Genomic DNA, 14,989 nt, shown 5'->3' with positions numbered 1-14,989 from the left:
GCGTTGCCGGGAACTGACTCAGGGCTGGATATTGAACGCCTTGACGATGCCGGCATTGCGCTCGAACTCCGTGCGCACTGATTCGCTCAGTTGCGGCAGGGGCTGCGCCGGCAGCGGCTCATAGCCGAGCGCCTCCATGCGGTCACGCACCTTGGCAGAAGCCGCAGCCTTGTAGGCAGCCGCGTGGACCTTCTCGGCCAGTTCGGGCGACAGCTTCGACGACGCAATCACGCCCACCCAGTTGCTGAACTCCATGTCGGGGTAACCCATTTCCGCAAAGGTCGGCACCTGCGGCAGCAGCGCCGAGCGGCTCTTCGACGCCACGGCATAAACCTGCACCTTGCCGGCACGGATCATCGGCAGCGAGGTCACCATGCCGTCGTACATCACGGCGATCTGATTGCCCATCACCTGCGTCAGCGCCGGCGCGGAACCGGCAAAGGGCACATGCTGCAAGTCCAGCCCGGCCTTCTGGTTCATGATCATGCCCGCGTAGTGCGAAGCGGTGCCGGCGCTGTAAGAGGCAAAGCTGAGCTTGCCCGGATTGGCCCGGGCGTAGCTGACCAGGCCCTTCAGGTCCTTGGCCGGCAGGCCAGGTGCGCCAATCATCACCATGCGCGAACGCGCCACGGCGGCGACGGGCCTGATGTCTTTCAGCGGGTCGAACGGCTGCTTGAGCACATGCGGGATCTCGGTCAGCACATTGCTGGCGGTGACCATGATGGTCTGACCATCAGCGGGCGCGGCCAGCATGGTAGTGATGGCAATGCCGCCGCCGGCGCCCGGCTTGTTGTCGACCACCACGGGATGGCCTAGGTCCGCCGACAGCTGGTCTGCCAGCAGGCGCGCGAGCACGTCCATGGTGCCGCCCGCGGGGGCGGGCACCAGCATCCGGACCGGCTTGCTGGTCCAGGCCATGGCAGCGGGAGCCGCCAGCGCCAGGCCGGCCGCCACGGCGGCGATGCGCAGCAGGAATGAAGGGTGGGTGGGCATGTTGTCTCCGTTATGTAGTATGGATCTTCTGTCCAGCATTGCCGGGCGCGGCGTCACCGGGCGGTGAGCGCGATGCCTGGCGGGGGTGGGGAAGCGGGAGATGCGCGGGCCAGCGCCCGCAGCATTGCCTCCAGCAAGGCACGCGGCGGCCTGGCGCCGGCGATCGGCGGCGCACCGTTGATCACAAAGCGTGGCACGCCCAGGCCGGGATTGGGTAGCGGCACCTCCTCGCCATGCAGCGGCGGCAGCCATGCCAGGTCTTGCGCAGTGGCCGGTGCCGCCGCTTGCGGCATCGGCATGCCGGAGGCGATCGCCGCGGCGTGCAGCACGCGTGGATCGCCGAGGTCCTCACCGCGCAGGAAGTACCCTTCAAACAATCGGTCGATCAGCACGGATGCGGCCGCTTCGCCACCAGCCTGGCGCGCATACCGGATCAGGCGATGCGCAAGCACGGTGTTGGGCAGCACTTCGATGCGGTCGAGTTCCAGCGTGATGCCGGCCTCGCGCGCGGCGGCGCACACCTGCGCCTTCCGCAGCGCCACGGCTTCGGCACTGCCGAGCCGCGCCAGGCTGAACTTGCGATAGGGGATGCCGGCAGGCGGCAGCGTCGGAAACAGGAGAGAGCTGCGCCATTCGACCGTGACTGCTACATCGGGCCGTTGCTGGGCCAGTTGCGCCAGCGCCGTTTCAAGATGGCGCTTGCCGATCATGCACCAGGGGCAGACCAGGTCGAACCCGACCTGGATGAAGAGGGAGACGGGCTGGTTCATGGCAGAGCGCCCGTAGCGGCACGCTGCCCGCGGCGGGCCGGCGCCGCCGCCAGCACTTGCGCGCGTTCGGCCTCGCTCATCTGCGCCCAGCGCCCGATTTCCAGCCGCGTCCTGGCGCAGCCCTGGCAATAGCGGTTGGCGAGGTCCATGCGGCAGATGTTGATGCAGGGATTGGTGAGGGCGTCAGGGTGATGCATCACGAACTCCGGTAGTGCATGGCAAGGGCCGGCCGTTATGCCGGCCCTGCGGCCAGGGTCAGGCCGCCGCGCGCAGCGGCAGGTTCTTCTGCCCTGCCTTGCGGTTGGGCGCCATGCCATTGGCTTCCAACGTGGCGTCGGCGCTGTCGTACCAGGTGCCGATGCGGTAGATCTCGCGGGCTTCCTTGCCGGATGCGATCTCGCGGCCCAGTTCCTGCGCCACGCGCACGCACTGTTCGATCTGCTGCACCGAGGTCATGCGCTTGCCGTGCTGGTCGATGATGGTGTCTTCGATGCCGCAGCGCGGGTGCAGGCCCATCGCCATCGCCATCATGTTGAACGGCAGCACGTTCTTCAGCAGCGACTCGGCGGTCAGCGTGCAGCCGTCCGGCGCGCGGTGCACGAAGTTGAAGAAGTTGAACGGGTTGGGGCCGTCGAAGCCGCCGCCGATGCCGATCCAGGTCAGGTTCAGCGGGCCGGTGTAGATGCCGGCGCGCACCAGCCGCTCCAGCGTTTCCAGCGCGTGCATGCCGGTCAGCTGGAAATGCGGCTGGATGCCCGAGGCCTGCAGCCGGCGCAGGTGCTCTTCCACCCAGCCCGGGCCGGCCGGCACGGTCATTTCGCGATAGGCGGCCTGGTAGGCCGGGTGTTCCAGCGAGGTGCCCTTCAGGTATTCCGGATAGAGCAACTCCATGATGTTCATCTGCGTGGTGTTGATCGCCACGGTCACCTGGTCGGGCTTGGGCTCCAGCTCCGCCAGCATGTGGCGGGTGTCGTCGGACAGCCACTTGGCCGCCTGGCCGTCGTCTTCCGGCGCAAACGAGATCGAGCCGCCCACCTGGATGATCATGTCCGGCACCGCGGCGCGCACGCCGGCGATCAGCTCGTTGAACTTGGACAGGCGCTTGGAGCCCTTGCCGTCCGGTTCGCGCACGTGCAGGTGCAGCACCGTGGCGCCGGCGTTGTAGCAGTCCACGGCTTTCTGGACCTGCTCTTCCATGGTGACGGGGATGTCTTCGGGGAAGTCCTGCGGCATCCATTCCGGGCCATAGGGGGCAACGGTGATCACCACCTTGTCCATGTTTTCGGGGTGCAGGGAATCGTCAAGGAATTGCATGGATGGCTCCGGTTGGTTAGTGGTTGGAGTATCGGTGAACGACCGGCCGCGATTTGACGATTGGGGACATCCGATTTACATTTCGGGACACTCAGGGAAAGCACGGAATCCGCCCAATGTCCTACTATTTGCGCAGCGCCAGCCTGACCAATTACGTGGAAGTCGCGCGTTCGCTGGGGCTGGATCCATACCAGCAACTGAGGGCGGCAAAGATCAACCGCTCGGTGCTGCTCGATCCCGATATCCGCATCCCTGCGGCCTCGGTCGGCCGCTTGCTGGATGCGTCGGCACACGCCACCGGGGCCGACGATTTCGGCCTGCGCATGGCCGAGCTGCGCGAGTTCTCCAACCTCGGCCCGCTCGCCTTCGTGGTGCGTGAAGAGCCCACGCTGCGCCGCGCGCTGGAGTCGATGGTCCGCTACATGGGCCTGCAGAATGAGTCGCTGTCGATGCGCATCGAAGACAGCGATGAACTGGTGATGATCCGGCTGCAGGTGCTCACCGAAGCGCCGGGGACCTTGCGGCAGGCCGCCGACCTCGCGGTCGGCGTGGTGTTCCGGATGCTGAGGCTGTTCCTGGGGCAGTCCTGGCGGCCGCGCAGCATCTGCTTCACCCACCCCGCGCCGGCCAACGCGGCCACGTTTTCACGCGTGTTCGGCATGCCCTGCACCTTCAACCAGGATTTCGACGGCATCGTCTGCCTGGCCTCGGACCTGGAGGCACCGTTGCCGTCGTATGACCCGGTGATGGCGCAGCAGGTCAAGCACTATCTCGGCACGCTGCTGGCGCAGTCGACCGCGGCGACCATGTCGGACATGGTGCGCAAGCTGGTCTATGCGCTGCTGCCCACCGGACTGTGCTCGGTCGAACGCGTGGCCCAGCACCTGAGCGTCGACCGGCGCACCGTGCATCGGCGGCTCGGGCAGGAACATACGACCTACTCCGACATCCTTGCCGAGGCCCGTGCCGACCTGGTGATCCGCTACCTGGAGAACCGCGAGCGTCCGCTGTCGGAAGTGGCTGCGCTGCTGGGGTTTTCGTCGCTGAGTGCGTTTTCGCGGTGGTTCAGCGGGCGTTTTGGGCGCAGTGTGTCGGCATGGCGGGCGCAGGTGGGGTAATTGAGGAAAGGTCCTTTGCGGATTTGAGGGTGGTGGCTGTTGGCGGTGTGGTTGATTGGGCTGTCGCTATGCAACAATCCAACAGCAGCCAACTCAGAACTTGTGCCGCATCCCCAAAGCCACGCCAACCATGCTGCGCTGCCCGTTGGCCGCAGCATAGCTGTTGCCCAACGACAGGCTGTTGGCATAGACCGTGGCCAGCGACTCCAGCATCAGCCCGGCATTGCGAGCATAGGCCGTAGACAGGTACACATCCGTGCGCCGCGAGAACGCATAGTTGGCAACAAAGGCAACCTGCCACGGATTGGCCACCTGCGTATTACCGAACAGGCTCCTGACATTATCGTAGTTGTACTCCAGCGTCAGCCCCACGGCGGGGGTGACCTGGTAGTTGGCGCCGATCCAGTAATAGTCATCGCGCTGGATCACCACGTCGGCGGCATTCTTGTTTTGGCCCCAGCGATAGCCACCCATGATCTTGGCCGGACCGAAGGCATAGCTCGCCGCCACGACCGCCTTGCGCACGGTGCCATTGCTGGTGCCGATGGTGGGGTTCCACTGGTCATAGCCGATAGTGGCGCCGAACGGCCCGGTGGCATACGCCAGCGAAGCCCCGTAGGCAGTGTCACGCCGGAACTGTCCGGGCACTTCGCCATTGCCGCCGATCGGCGTGGCAATGCCAACCGTTTGCGGCAGCGCCAGCCCGGCGCCGAACGACCAGTGCGCGCGCGCCGTCAGCGGGCCGAACTGGCCGGTGTACTTGACCGTGTTGTCCTCGCGGAAATTGGCGCCCGCCTGCAGCACCACCGGTTCATATTGCGTGGCGTAGGCAGTAGGCGAGAAGTTCGCCAGCGCTTCAAAGATCGACGTGTACTGGCGGCCCAGGCTGAGCTGGCCGATGCCGGCGCGCTGCAGCGCGACAAAGGCCTGGCGGCCGAACAGGCGGCCGCTCTGCTGCATGGTGCCGTTGTCCAGGCTGAAACCGCTTTCCAGCACGAGCGACGCCTGCCATCCCGCACCAAGATCTTCCGCGCCGCGCAGGCCCCAGCGCGACCCGGACAGCCCGCCCGAGGCCATGCGGAACACCTTGTCGCCCGGCCCCGGGTTGAAGCCGTTAGTGGCAACCGGCACAGCGCCGACGCGGTTCACGTATTCGACGTTGACGTCCGCCACGCCATACAGCGTGACTGACGATTGCGCGGCGGCCGCGAGCGGGCAGCCCAGCATCAGGACCATCACGGTGCTTCTGGTTTTCATTTATCTCCTCCTTGATTGCCCGGCCTTTGCGGCCGGATTCTTTTGTTGTGCCGCGGATGCGGCGGGGTCACGAATCGCGCGTGACCAGGGTGCCCAGTTCCGCCAGCAAGTCATGGGCACGCGGCCACGGGCCGTAGCCCGCGGCAGGGTTGAGGTGGCCGACGTTGCCCAGGTCCACCAGGCGGCCGCCCCATGCGGCGGCCATCTCTGCGACACGCGCATGGCTGGCCAAAGGGTCGTTGCCGCTGGCAGCAACCAAAGTTGGGAACGGCAGAGGCGCGAGCGGCGTCGGCAGCCAGCCCCCCTGCACCAGCGCGTCCTGCGCCGGATAGCCGGGCGGCAGCGGCTGCGAGAAATCCGGCGGCGTCACCAGCAGCGCGCCCAGGATCTGGCGCTGGTGCCGTGCCGCCCAGTGCACGGTGATCATCACGCCAGCGCTGTGCGCGACCAGCACGACCGGCTTGTCGATGGCCGCCAGTGCCGCATCGAGTGCAGCGACGCGCGCCGCGCAGCTGAGCTTGTCGTGCTCCAGCGGCGGCACGCAGCGGACGTCGTGCCCCTGCGCCTGCAGTTCGGCTTGCAGCAGCGTTTGCCAGTGCTCGGCGACGTGGTCGCGCAGGCCCGGCACCATCAGGACAGTGTGGGTGGGTGTAGCAGTCATGGTCGGATTGGAAAGAGTCAGGCAGGAACCACGTCAGGCACAGCGTGGCCATCCAGGCGGCGCAGGTCCGCCGCGTAGTGCCGGCGGCCGAGGCAGAACAGCAGGGCCGCGGCCGCACCGGCCAGCGGAATCCATTGCAGCGCGCCGGTCAGGCCAATGTGGTCGGCCAGCACTCCGGTCAGGAACGGTCCCGGCGCCAGCCCCAGCAGGTTGTTGATCAGGGTCAGCGTGGCAAACGCGGTCGCATGGATGGCAGGCCGCGTCAGGTTGGCCACCATCGCGCTGGCGGGGCCGGCGGTGCCGCCCACCACCAGCATGCCCGCGCCGATCAGCACCAGCTGCGCGTGGCCCGCGGGCAGCCGGAACGCCGTCATCAGCAAGACGCAGCAAATCACGCTGTAGGCGATGGCCATCTGCCATTTGCGCGCGGGCAAGCGCCGCGCCACGCGGTCGGTCAGCGCACCGCAAGCCACCATGCCTACGCCGGCCACCAGCACCAGCATTGCCGCGGCCACGCCGGCGCGCCCGGTCGCCATGCCGTAGTCGCGCGACAGGAAGCTGGGCAGCCAGCCCAGCAGCGCCGCCATCACCAGCAGTTGCAGCGCACTGCCCGCGCAGGCGCAGAGCATGGAAGGCACCGTCAGCAGCTCGCGCACGATCCGGCGCGGCTCCAGTTGCCGGGCCGAGGCCGCCGCGTCGCCGTTGGCCGCGCCCACACGTTGCTGGAGCCCGCGCAGCCGATGCTCGCTGATGGTCAGGTAGTAGAGCGCCACCATCACCAGGCCGAAGCCGGCGATCCCGGCAAAGGCGATGCGCCAGCCAAAGTGGGCCGACAGGATGCCGCCCAACCCCATACCAAGCACCGAGCCGAAGGCACCGCCGGCAATAAACGCAGCGCTGAGGCTGGCGCGCAGATGGCGCGGGAACACCGACACCACCACCGCGATACCCACGCTGCCATACGCCGCCTCGCCGATGCCGACGCAAAGCCGCGCCAGGAACATCTGGCCGAAGCTGTCCGCCACCGCGCAGCCCAGCGTGGCCAGGCTCCACAGCGCCGCCATCAGGATCAGGCTGCGCACGCGTCCCCAGCGGTCGGCCAGCAGCGACAGCGGAATCGCGAGCACGCCCACCATCAGCGCCACCACGCCGCCGAGCGCGCCCAGCTCCGTATCACCGAGCTGCCATTCGGCCTTCAGCAGCGGAAACACCGCGTTGAGCACCTGGCGCGACATATAGTCCGACAGCAGCAGCGCGAACGTCAGCGCAAAGACGAGCCACGCATAGCGCGGTCCGGCAGCAGCCGGCAGGACCGGCGTGGCCGGCTCTGCGGCAAGGGCAAGGCGGGGTCTGGACATGGGCGTCTCCGGAAGCAGACCGGCGGTCTTCGCGCCGCCGTGCGTTCACAGCCCGCCCCCCGAAGGGCGACGAGCGCACGCAGTATCTGGCGATCGGGACCGCGCGGTTTGATATTCCGGGACGTACGTTTGACATTCCGGGACAGCTGGGGAAAACGCCGAGACGAAAAAAAACCGGCACCCGAAGGTGCCGGTTTCTCGCTGGCCCGCCGTCAGGCGAGGCGCGGCGACGCTCAGTCTTCCAGCTTCGGCAGCGAGGCGCTGACCTTGGTCGACAGCAGGCCGCTCTTGGCATACGTCTGCAGCTTCTCGCGCGTGTCGACGATATCCAGCGTGCGCATGGTCAGCTGGCCGATACGGTCCAGCGGCGTGAACATCGACTCGCCCTTTTCCATGGTCAGCCGTTCCGGCTTGTAGGTCAGGTTGGGCGAGGTGGTGTTCAGGATCGAGTAGTCGTTGCCGCGACGCAGTTCGATGGTGACTTCGCCGGTGATGGCGCCGGCCACCCAGCGCTGGGCGGTTTCGCGCAGCATGATGGCTTGCGGGTCGAACCAGCGGCCCTGGTACAGCAGGCGGCCCAGGCGGCGGCCGTTGTCGCGGTACTGCTCGATGGTGTCTTCGTTGTGGATGCCGGTGATCAGGCGCTCGTAGGCGATGAACAGCAGCGCCAGGCCCGGAGCTTCGTAGATGCCGCGGCTCTTGGCTTCGATGATGCGGTTCTCGATCTGGTCGCTCATGCCCAGGCCATGGCGGCCGCCGATGCGGTTGGCTTCCATGAACAGGTCGACGCTGTTGGCGAAGGTCTGGCCGTTCAGCGCGACCGGCTGGCCTTCCTCGAAGCGCACGGTGACTTCCTCGCGCTTGACTTCCACGTCATCGCGCCAGAACTGCACGCCCATGATCGGCTGCACGATGCGGATGCCCGAATCCAGGTGCTCCAGGTCCTTGGCCTCGTGGGTGGCGCCCAGCATGTTGGAGTCGGTCGAGTACGCCTTTTCGGCCGACATCTTGTAGTCGAAGCCGTTCTGGCGCATGAACTCGGACATCTCGGCGCGGCCGCCCAGTTCATCAATGAACTGCTGGTCCAGCCACGGCTTGTAGATCTGCAGGCCGGGGTTGGTCAGGAGACCGTAGCGGTAGAAGCGCTCGATGTCATTGCCCTTGAACGTGCTGCCATCGCCCCAGATATTGACACCATCTTCCTTCATCGCAGCAACCAGCATGGTGCCGGTGACGGCCCGGCCGATCGGGGTGGTGTTGAAGTAGGTGATGCCGGCGGTCGAGATATGGAACGCGCCGCACTGCATGGCGGCGATGCCTTCGGCCACCAGTTGCGTGCGGCAGTCGACCAGGCGGGCTTCCTCGGCGCCGTAGGCCTTGGCGCGGCGCGGGATGTCGTCGTAGTCGGGCTCGTCGGGCTGGCCCAGGTTGGCGGTGTAGGCGTAGGGGACAGCGCCCTTCTGGCGCATCCAGAGGAGTGCCGCGCTGGTGTCAAGGCCGCCGGAGAAGGCGATTCCGACGCGCTGGCCGGAAGGAATGTGCTGCAGGATGGTAGTCATCGCCAGAAAATCTAAGTGAATTTGTCGGCTCTTGGGCGGGCTTCCGATACGCGCGTCGGGGCGGCGGGAAGCACGGCGACGCGGCCGGCCGAGTCACGTGCCGCGTCAGTGCCAAACGCGAATTGTGACACGGCAGCGCCCACGCGCCAAACGCCGGGGCTGGCGGGGGCGCCGGCGCCACCTGCATCCGGGCCTGCCGGACCATTCAAATCCCGCGAACGCGCCCTTCAAAACTCTCGACTGGTTCGCGCCAGGACCCCTCCCTATACTCCGCCGCACTGTCGTCTGAAAGCGGAGTCGTCATGCTGCATCGTGCCCTGGAAGGAGTCCGGGTCCTGGACCTGTCGCGCATCCTGGCCGGTCCCTGGTGCACCCAGAACCTGGCCGACCTGGGCGCCGAGGTGACCAAGGTCGAGCACCCAGAGCGCGGCGACGATACCCGCGGCTGGGGCCCGCCCTACCTGGAAGCGCCCGAGGGCAGCGGCGACACCCAGCGCCTGTCCGGCTACTTCATCTGCTGCAACCGCGGCAAGCGCTCGGTCGCGATCGACTACGGCACGCCTGAGGGCGCGGCGCAGGTACGTGAGCTGGCGCGCGAGGCCGACGTGCTGGTCGAGAACTACAAGGTCGGCACGCTGCGCCGCTACGGGCTGGACTACGACACGCTCAAGGCGCTCAACCCGCGCCTGGTCTACCTGTCGATCACCGGCTTCGGCCAGAGCGGGCCGATGGCGGACAAACCCGGTTACGACTATGTATTCCAGGGCATGGGCGGGCTGATGAGCTACACCGGCCAGCCCGACGGCACGCCCGGCGCCGGGCCGCTGCGCACCGGCGTCGCCGTGGTCGACCTGAGCACCGGCATGTATGCCACCTCCGCCGTCCTGGCCGCGCTGTACCAGCGCCAGGCGACCGGGCTGGGTGCGCACCTGGATATCGCGCTGCTCGATGTCGCGGTGGCGATGAACGCCAACCAGGCCGCCAACTACCTGGTGTCGGGCCAGAACCCGCAGCGCAGCGGCAACGCCCATCCCAACTGCGCGCCCTATGAGGTGTTCCGCTGCGCCGACGGCCACCTGATCCTGGCGATCGGCAATGACAGCCAGTTCGCGCGCTTCTGCGCCGTTGCCGGCATGCCGGATCTTGCGCACGACCCGCGCTATGCCACCAATTCCGCGCGCATCGAACACCTGCCCGCGCTGCGCGCCCTGCTGACCGATCTCTTCCCCACACGCACCCGCGCTGCGTGGACCGATGCCTTCGATGCGGCCGGCGTGCCCTGGGGGCCGATCCACACCATGGCCGAAGTCTTTGCCCACCCGCAGGTGCAGCACCGCGGGCTGATGCAGATGGCCGAACACCCCGTCATGGGCCGCGTACCCATGGTGCGCAACCCGATGCTGGCCGGGCACGACCTGCCGCTGCCACCGCCGCCGCTGTTGGGCGAACACAGCCCGGCAGGCTGAACGGCGCGCAGCTACCCACGAGACCGAAAACACCGAGACGGAGACACCGATGAAACCAACCTTCACCGCCATCGCGCTGCTGGCTGCATGCGCAAGCGGCGCCGCGCATGCCACCGCGTATCCCGACCGGCCGATCAAGCTGATCGTCCCCTATGCCGCCGGCGGCACCACCGACATCATCGCTCGCATCGTCGGCACGCGCCTGGGCCCGGTGCTGGGGCAACCGGTGGTGGTCGAGAACCGCCCCGGCGCCGGCGGCGCCGTTGGCAGCGCCTACGCGGCCAAGCAGCCGGCCGACGGCTACACGCTGGTGATGGAGGTGGAGAGCTCGCACGCGGTCAATCCCAACGTCTACCTGAAGACCGCCTACGACCCGGTCAAGGACTTCGCTCCGGTCAGCAACCTGGCCGACGTGCCCAACGTGCTGGTGGTCAACCCGGCGTTCCCGGCCACGGATTTGCAATCGTTCATCAAGCTGCTGAAGGCCAACCCCGGCAAGTACTCGTTCGGCTCGTCCGGCAACGGCGGGCTGAGCCATATGAACGGCGAGCTGTTCATGAACGCCACCGGCACGCGCATGCTGCACGTGCCGTACAAGGGACTGGGCCCGGCGCTCAACGATGCGGTGGCGGGCCAGATCCAGGTGGTGTTCGACAATATCCCGTCGTCGTCGGGCCTGATCCAGGGCGGGCGCCTGAAGCCGCTGGCGGTCGCCGCGAAGCAGCGGCTGAAGGTGCTGCCCAATGTGCCGACCTACGCCGAGGCCGGCCTGCCGGCGATGAACAACCCGTCGTGGTTCGGCCTGGGTGCACCGGCAGGCACGCCCGCAGCCATCCTCGACAAGCTCAACGACGCCGTGCGCCAGGTATTGGCCGAGCCGGATGTGATCGCCGCCATCGAAAAGCAAGGCGCGATCCCGGCACCGACTTCGCGCAAGGCCTTCGGCGACCTGATCCGGGCGCAGAATGCGCACTGGAAGCAAGTCGTCGAGGACATCCACTTCACCAAGCTCCAGTAAGCCACAAGGAACGACATGAGCGCACTTCAGCAAGAACCGCACGCCGGCGTCGAGATCGACGCGCGCGGCATCGCCACCGTCACCATCCGCGAGGCGGGCTCGCTCAATATCCTGAGCACGCCGGTGACCGCATCGCTCACGCGCGCCATCGAAGCGCTGGCCGGCAATGACGCGGTACGCGTGCTGGTGCTGCGCGGCGCCGGCGAGAAAGGCTTTGTCGGCGGTGCCGACATCAAGGAAATGGCCGCGCTGGACCGCGCCAGCGCCGAGGCCTTCATCAGCGGCCTGCGCCGCCTGTGCGATGCCGTGCGCCACCTGCCGGTGCCGGTGATCGCGCGCATGCCGGGCTGGTGCCTGGGCGGCGGGCTGGAACTGGCGCTGGCGTGCGATATCCGCATCGCCGCCGACAACGCGCAGCTGGGCATGCCGGAAGTGAAGGTCGGCATCCCGTCGGTGATCCACGCCGCGCTGATGCCGCGCCTGATCGGCAATGCGCGCACGGCGTGGATGCTGCTGACGGGTGAGATCTCCGACGCCGCCGAGGCGCTGCAGTGGGGGCTGGTGAGCCGCGTGGTGCCGCTGGCGGAGCTGGATCTGGAAATCGAACGCGTGGCCGCGCTGCTGGCCGGCTTTGGCCCGGCCGCGGTGCGCCAGCAGAAGCGCCTGCTGCGCGAGTGGGAGGATGCGCCTCTGGAAGTATCGATCAACAACAGCGTGACCGAGTTCGGCAGCGCCTTCGACACCGGCGAGCCGCAGCAGCACATGGCCACCTTCCTGAACCGCAAGCGCTGAAGCGCGGGGCAGTGCTTACGGCGCCGTAGCCGCCACGGCGCCGCCTTCGCGCGTGGCCACCACGCGCGGATCGTTCAGCAGGAACTGCGCAAAGGCCTCGGCAAACGCCGGCAGCTTGCCGTCGGCGCGCACGATCAGGTTCAGTTCGCGCAGCGCCCACGGCTCTGCCAGCCGCACCCCCACCACGCGCGCCTCGCGCAACGCCTGCGCCGCCACGCTGCGCGGCACCAGCGCCACCCCCACGCCGGCCTCGGCCAGCGACAGCACCGCATCGAAGCTGTGCGCATGCAGCCGCACGTTGGGCCCCTTGCCCGCGCGCTGCGCCATGTCGCGCAGGAACAGGAAGTTGCTGCTGGTGCGGCTCATGCAGACAAAGTCGAAGGCCAGCGCCGCGCCGAAGCGCACTTCAGGCTCGCGCGCCAGCGGGTGATCGGCGGCCACCGCAAGGATCAGCTCGTCGCGCGCGTAGCGCACCGAGCGCACCCCGGTGGCTTCACCGCCCGTCTGGAAATCGCCTGCCAGGATGCCGACATCGGCTTCATGCGCCGCCACCGCCGCCAGGATCGACTGGCTGGCGCGCTCCTCCAGGTCGATGTTCACATCCGGGTTGGCCAGCAGGAAGCGGCTCACGCTCGGGATGATGAAGCCGTTGAGCGAACTGCTGTTGGCCAGCAGCCGGATATTGCCCTTCAGCCCCGCCGAGAAGCGCCCCACCTCGCCATGCATGCGCTCCACGCCAAGCAGCAGCTCGCGCACATGAACCAGCAGGGTTTCACCGGCCGGCGTCAGCTCCATGCCGCGCGCGGTGCGCAAGAACAGCGGCGTGCCCATCGCGTGCTCCAGGTTCTTCAGCCGATAGCTCGCCGCCGACGCGGTGATATGCGTGGCCGATGCGCCACCTGACAGGCTTTGCGCATCGGCAATGGCCTGGAACAGGCGCAGGTCGGTCAGTTCGTAACGCAAGGCAACTCCGTTTGGGGCGGGACGGTCGAAAGGATTGGCGCTTGGTGGTGTCGCGGCCATTCTAGTGCAGCACCGTGGGCTTCCCGCCCGCCATCCGGTCCGCACACACTCCGCCCATTTAATGTGGACGTCGTCCATTTTCTTTGCTAAGGTATTGTGGACGGCGTACACAAAAGCATGCGCCAGTTGCCAGCGCGCCGCCTGATTCGCGCGCCATGCCGATATCCACGGCCGCCCGAGCGGCGGCCTACCTACAGGAGTTGTCATGCAAGTCCAGCCCTATCTGTTTTTCGAAGGCCGTTGCGATGAAGCCGTTGAGTTCTACAAGAAGATTCTCGGCGCCAAGGTCAACATGCGGATGACGTTCAAGGACAACCCGGAGGCCGACAAGGGCGGCGAGGGTTGCCAGCCCGGCGCCGGCACCGAAGACAAGGTCATGCACATGGAGTTCCAGATCGGCGAGAGCGTGATCATGGCCTCCGACGGCCGCTGCTCGAACCAGCCCAACTTCCATGGCTTCGCCCTGTCGATCAACTACCCTGACAAGGCCGCGGTCGAAAAGGCCTTCAACAGCCTGAAGGAAGGCGGCCAGGTAGTGATGCCGCTGGACAAGACTTTCTTTGCAGACCAGTTCGGCATGGTCACCGACCGCTTCGGCATCATGTGGATGCTGCTGACGGCACCGAAGTAAGCGGCACATCGCGCAAGTTTCCCGGCAGCGACGCGCCCTTTGAGCGTATGGGCTTACAATGCGCCGCCTGCCGGAGAAACCTTGCCATGGACGATCGCATCAACGAACTCGAAATCAAGCTCGCCTTCCAGGAAGACCTGCTTGATACCCTGAACAGCACCGTGGCGCGCCAGCAGCAACAGATCGACCTGCTGCAGGAGCAGTTCCGCGCGCTGTACCAGCAGGTGCGCAGTGCCGCCACCACCGCGGCCGAAGCCGACCCCCAGCAGGAAATCCCACCGCACTACTGATCGACGCGGCCCGCGCCATGCAGGCCGATCGCCAATGTGACGGAACGCCACCCCGCCCGCGCGGTCTGACTGGCTGACCCATCCACCGCCGCCCTCGACAGGTGCGCCCCATCCGCCACATGCGTGTGAAACCTTCCCTGCTGATTGCCGCCGCCTGTGTCGCTGGTGCCTCCTCGGCGCTGGCCGGCTACAACATCTGGACCGGCGAGTACTCCCTCTCCCGGCAGGAACTGCAGACCGCGCTGGACCAGCGCTTCCCCGCCACGCTGCGCTACGCCGATGTCGTAAGCGTGCAGCTCAGCCATCCCCGGCTGGTGCTGGACGAGGCCAACAACCGCGTCACCACCCATGTCGACGCACGCCTGACCAACGCCTTGCTGCCCTCCCCGCCGGTAGACGGCAAGCTTGCGCTGAACAGCGGCGTGCGCTACGACCCGGCCAAACGCGCGGTGCTGCTCGACAACCCGACCGTACAGCAGGTGGAAGTCGCCGGCATGGGGCAATACCGCGAACAGCTCAACGCCATCGGCGCTGTGGTGGCGCAGCAGTTGCTGAAGGACTATCCGGTCTATACGTTCAAGCCCGAGGAACTGCGCGTCGGCGGCAAGGACGTGGAGCCGGGGGCGATTACCGTGGGCAAGGATGAGGTGCGGGTTGAGGTGAAGCAGCGGTAGGCATAGCCTGCGGACCAGGCTCGCTCCCTCTTCCTCTGCCTCAACCCCGCCCACCTCTGAACACC

At 67.2% G+C, this 14,989-nt stretch carries 16 protein-coding genes; 7 read left to right on the top strand and 9 right to left on the bottom strand.

Going from position 1 to position 14,989, the window contains the following annotated elements:
- Positions 1-18: 18 nt before the first annotated feature.
- The 4 genes from AC3WON_RS18195 to AC3WON_RS18180 are packed head-to-tail and all read right to left on the bottom strand — an operon-like array spanning position 19 to position 3,077.
- Entirely contained in the window at positions 19-993 is a 975-nt protein-coding gene (locus tag AC3WON_RS18195) for a Bug family tripartite tricarboxylate transporter substrate binding protein (protein ID WP_439669490.1), read from the bottom strand.
- A 53-nt stretch (positions 994-1,046) separates the two neighbouring features.
- Positions 1,047-1,763: a DsbA family oxidoreductase gene (locus AC3WON_RS18190; protein ID WP_492319420.1), complete on the bottom strand. Its 717-nt coding sequence runs from the start codon at positions 1,761-1,763 to the stop codon at positions 1,047-1,049.
- Positions 1,760-1,960 (bottom strand): DUF1289 domain-containing protein, encoded by a 201-nt coding sequence (locus tag AC3WON_RS18185; protein WP_492352418.1) that lies wholly within the window; start codon positions 1,958-1,960, stop codon positions 1,760-1,762. The genes AC3WON_RS18190 and AC3WON_RS18185 overlap by 4 nt, the downstream gene beginning before the upstream one ends.
- Positions 1,961-2,018: 58 nt before the next feature.
- On the bottom strand, positions 2,019-3,077 hold the full coding sequence (locus AC3WON_RS18180) for a beta-keto acid cleavage family enzyme (protein WP_492319419.1): 1,059 nt from the start codon (positions 3,075-3,077) through the stop codon (positions 2,019-2,021).
- 116 nt (positions 3,078-3,193) lie between these two features.
- Here AC3WON_RS18180 and AC3WON_RS18175 point away from each other — a divergent pair, with 116 nt between their 5' ends.
- Positions 3,194-4,195, top strand: a complete 1,002-nt coding sequence (locus tag AC3WON_RS18175; RefSeq protein WP_492319418.1) for an AraC family transcriptional regulator — start codon at positions 3,194-3,196, stop codon at positions 4,193-4,195.
- A gap of 93 nt (positions 4,196-4,288) precedes the next feature.
- Here the strand turns inward: AC3WON_RS18175 and AC3WON_RS18170 are convergent, their stop codons facing one another.
- The 4 genes from AC3WON_RS18170 to argG form a co-directional block, all read right to left on the bottom strand.
- Complete coding sequence (locus AC3WON_RS18170) at positions 4,289-5,452, bottom strand: porin (RefSeq protein ID WP_492352417.1); 1,164 nt, start codon at positions 5,450-5,452, stop codon at positions 4,289-4,291.
- A 67-nt stretch (positions 5,453-5,519) separates the two neighbouring features.
- Positions 5,520-6,113 (bottom strand): RBBP9/YdeN family alpha/beta hydrolase, encoded by a 594-nt coding sequence (locus tag AC3WON_RS18165; protein ID WP_492319417.1) that lies wholly within the window; start codon positions 6,111-6,113, stop codon positions 5,520-5,522.
- Positions 6,114-6,130: 17 nt separating this feature from the next.
- Complete coding sequence (locus AC3WON_RS18160; RefSeq protein WP_492352416.1) at positions 6,131-7,471, bottom strand: MFS transporter; 1,341 nt, start codon at positions 7,469-7,471, stop codon at positions 6,131-6,133.
- 233 nt (positions 7,472-7,704) lie between these two features.
- A complete protein-coding gene (gene argG / locus AC3WON_RS18155) occupies positions 7,705-9,030 on the bottom strand; it encodes an argininosuccinate synthase (RefSeq protein WP_013954052.1) in 1,326 nt (441 codons plus the stop codon).
- Between the two features lie 302 nt (positions 9,031-9,332).
- On the opposite strand from argG, the gene AC3WON_RS18150 reads away from it, so the two are divergent.
- The 3 genes from AC3WON_RS18150 to AC3WON_RS18140 are packed head-to-tail and all read left to right on the top strand — an operon-like array spanning position 9,333 to position 12,306.
- Positions 9,333-10,496, top strand: coding sequence for a CaiB/BaiF CoA transferase family protein (locus tag AC3WON_RS18150; protein WP_492319415.1), 1,164 nt, complete (start codon positions 9,333-9,335; stop codon positions 10,494-10,496).
- Between the two features lie 49 nt (positions 10,497-10,545).
- A complete protein-coding gene (locus AC3WON_RS18145; RefSeq protein WP_492352415.1) occupies positions 10,546-11,514 on the top strand; it encodes a tripartite tricarboxylate transporter substrate binding protein in 969 nt (322 codons plus the stop codon).
- Between the two features lie 15 nt (positions 11,515-11,529).
- Complete coding sequence (locus tag AC3WON_RS18140) at positions 11,530-12,306, top strand: enoyl-CoA hydratase (RefSeq protein ID WP_492352414.1); 777 nt, start codon at positions 11,530-11,532, stop codon at positions 12,304-12,306.
- 15 nt (positions 12,307-12,321) lie between these two features.
- Here AC3WON_RS18140 and AC3WON_RS18135 read toward each other — a convergent pair whose 3' ends face one another.
- Positions 12,322-13,269, bottom strand: a complete 948-nt coding sequence (locus AC3WON_RS18135; protein WP_492352413.1) for a LysR family transcriptional regulator — start codon at positions 13,267-13,269, stop codon at positions 12,322-12,324.
- A 265-nt stretch (positions 13,270-13,534) separates the two neighbouring features.
- On the opposite strand from AC3WON_RS18135, the gene AC3WON_RS18130 reads away from it, so the two are divergent.
- The 3 genes from AC3WON_RS18130 (at position 13,535) to AC3WON_RS18120 (ending at position 14,924) form a co-directional block, all read left to right on the top strand.
- A complete protein-coding gene (locus AC3WON_RS18130; protein ID WP_492319412.1) occupies positions 13,535-13,960 on the top strand; it encodes a VOC family protein in 426 nt (141 codons plus the stop codon).
- 86 nt (positions 13,961-14,046) lie between these two features.
- Positions 14,047-14,250, top strand: coding sequence for a SlyX family protein (locus tag AC3WON_RS18125; protein WP_010811191.1), 204 nt, complete (start codon positions 14,047-14,049; stop codon positions 14,248-14,250).
- 119 nt (positions 14,251-14,369) lie between these two features.
- A complete protein-coding gene (locus AC3WON_RS18120) occupies positions 14,370-14,924 on the top strand; it encodes a DUF1439 domain-containing protein (RefSeq protein ID WP_492319411.1) in 555 nt (184 codons plus the stop codon).
- Positions 14,925-14,989: the final 65 nt, after the last annotated feature.

It is taken from the genome of Cupriavidus sp. FW305-46, from assembly GCF_058787075.1.
The sequence above is the reverse complement of the archived record's forward strand: the minus strand, read 5'-3'. Positions and strand labels throughout refer to the sequence as shown.

Excerpts from the sequence above, each read along its gene's own strand:
- AC3WON_RS18130 (WP_492319412.1), top strand. The coding sequence starts at position 13,535 with ATGCAAGTCCAGCCCTATCTGTTTTTCGAAGGCCGTTGCGATGAAGCC.
- AC3WON_RS18150 (WP_492319415.1), top strand. The coding sequence starts at position 9,333 with ATGCTGCATCGTGCCCTGGAAGGAGTCCGGGTCCTGGACCTGTCGCGC.
- AC3WON_RS18145 (WP_492352415.1), top strand. The coding sequence starts at position 10,546 with ATGAAACCAACCTTCACCGCCATCGCGCTGCTGGCTGCATGCGCAAGC.
- AC3WON_RS18170 (WP_492352417.1), bottom strand. The coding sequence starts at position 5,452 with ATGAAAACCAGAAGCACCGTGATGGTCCTGATGCTGGGCTGCCCGCTC.
- AC3WON_RS18175 (WP_492319418.1), top strand. The coding sequence starts at position 3,194 with ATGTCCTACTATTTGCGCAGCGCCAGCCTGACCAATTACGTGGAAGTC.
- AC3WON_RS18165 (WP_492319417.1), bottom strand. The coding sequence starts at position 6,113 with ATGACTGCTACACCCACCCACACTGTCCTGATGGTGCCGGGCCTGCGC.
- AC3WON_RS18185 (WP_492352418.1), bottom strand. The coding sequence starts at position 1,960 with ATGCATCACCCTGACGCCCTCACCAATCCCTGCATCAACATCTGCCGC.
- AC3WON_RS18125 (WP_010811191.1), top strand. The coding sequence starts at position 14,047 with ATGGACGATCGCATCAACGAACTCGAAATCAAGCTCGCCTTCCAGGAA.
- AC3WON_RS18140 (WP_492352414.1), top strand. The coding sequence starts at position 11,530 with ATGAGCGCACTTCAGCAAGAACCGCACGCCGGCGTCGAGATCGACGCG.
- AC3WON_RS18120 (WP_492319411.1), top strand. The coding sequence starts at position 14,370 with ATGCGTGTGAAACCTTCCCTGCTGATTGCCGCCGCCTGTGTCGCTGGT.
- argG (WP_013954052.1), bottom strand. The coding sequence starts at position 9,030 with ATGACTACCATCCTGCAGCACATTCCTTCCGGCCAGCGCGTCGGAATC.
- AC3WON_RS18160 (WP_492352416.1), bottom strand. The coding sequence starts at position 7,471 with ATGTCCAGACCCCGCCTTGCCCTTGCCGCAGAGCCGGCCACGCCGGTC.
- AC3WON_RS18195 (WP_439669490.1), bottom strand. The coding sequence starts at position 993 with ATGCCCACCCACCCTTCATTCCTGCTGCGCATCGCCGCCGTGGCGGCC.
- AC3WON_RS18180 (WP_492319419.1), bottom strand. The coding sequence starts at position 3,077 with ATGCAATTCCTTGACGATTCCCTGCACCCCGAAAACATGGACAAGGTG.
- AC3WON_RS18190 (WP_492319420.1), bottom strand. The coding sequence starts at position 1,763 with ATGAACCAGCCCGTCTCCCTCTTCATCCAGGTCGGGTTCGACCTGGTC.